The organism is uncultured Psychroserpens sp., from assembly GCF_947503375.1.
In the GTDB taxonomy this organism is placed as follows: Bacteria; Bacteroidota; Bacteroidia; order Flavobacteriales; family Flavobacteriaceae; genus Psychroserpens.
In genome coordinates, this window is sequence record NZ_CANNDQ010000022.1 from 1 (window position 1) to 1,423 (window position 1,423).

A 1,423-nucleotide genomic window follows, 5' to 3' on the forward strand; every position below is an offset into this window, starting at 1 on the left:
CCCCAACGGCATTAGAGGTTTGTGATGATGGTGTACCTGATGGATTAACATTAATAGATTTAACGTTAAAGAATACAGAGATAGCTTCTGATCCTAATTATTCGGTGAGTTATTATTTGACTCAGTTAGATGCAGATAATATGTCAAATCCATTGATGATACCATATATGAATATCAGTAATCCGCAGACGGTTTATGTAGTAGTTCAGGATATTACTACAGGATGTGTAAATACGACGACTTTAGATTTGGTAGTAGAGCAGGCACCGATAGCAAATACGCCTATGCCTTTGGAGTATTGTGATCCAGATAGTGATGGTTTTGGAGTATTTAATTTACCAGATGTAGAGTTAGAGGTTACAGGAGGGGATCCATCATTAGCGGTTAGTTTTCATGAGACAATGGCAGATGCAGACAACGATGTGAATAGTTTGCCATCGACGTATAATAATATAGTAGAGGATCAGCAGACGATCTATGTACGAGTAGAGAGTTCAACGATAGCGACAGACTGTGCTACGATAGTAGAGTTGTTATTGATCGTTCATCCTACGCCCCAGATAGTTGATCCGACTCCTTTAGAGGTTTGTGATGATGTTTCAGCCGATGGGATTGCTCAGTTTGATTTAACGAGTAAAGATTCAGAGATTTTAAATGGCTTAGATCCATTACAATATTTAGTGACCTATCATGAGCTTGAGGCCAATGCAGAATTAGGATTAGGTTCGGTATTGGTACCGACGAGTTATACGAATATAGTAGCTTTTAATCAATTGATATGGGTTAGAGTAGAGGATACGGTCAATGGTTGTTATAAGCTTACGACCTTAGATCTTGTTGTGAATGCCTTACCAGTTTTGGTACAGCCAAGTCCATTAGAGTTATGTGATGATAATAATCCGGGTGATGAGATGGAAGCCTTTACGTTAGAGGATGCCAATGCAGAGATGTTAAATGGGCAGACCGGGATTAGTTTCGCTTATTACGAGACCCAGTTAGATGCAGATAATGGTACTAATCCTATAGTTAGTCCGTATGTAAATACGAGTAATCCACAGACGATTTTTGTACGAGCAACAAATGACGTTACGGGATGTTCTGTGAGTACAACGGCAACGATTTTATTGCGCGTGAACCCAATTCCATCACCAGCAGCACCGACAGATTTAGAGGTCTGTGATTTAGACAATGATGGATTTGAGTCATTTGATTTGGAGAGTAAGAGTTTAGAGATCATCAATGGCGAGTTGGATATAGCCATTACGTATCATGAGACGCAATCAGATGCAGATACAGATCAGAATGCCCTAGTTAGTCCATATACGAATATTGTTATGGATGAGCAGGTGATTTATATCAGAGCAGAGAATACCGTTACAGGATGTTTCAATACCTCACAGAGGTTAACGATTCGTGTATTGCC

The 1,423-nt window shown here is 39.6% G+C and carries 1 pseudogene; it reads left to right on the top strand.

Annotated elements, in window-relative coordinates:
• Positions 1 to 1,423: pseudogene (locus tag Q0876_RS15605) on the top strand (hypothetical protein); the annotation flags it as partial.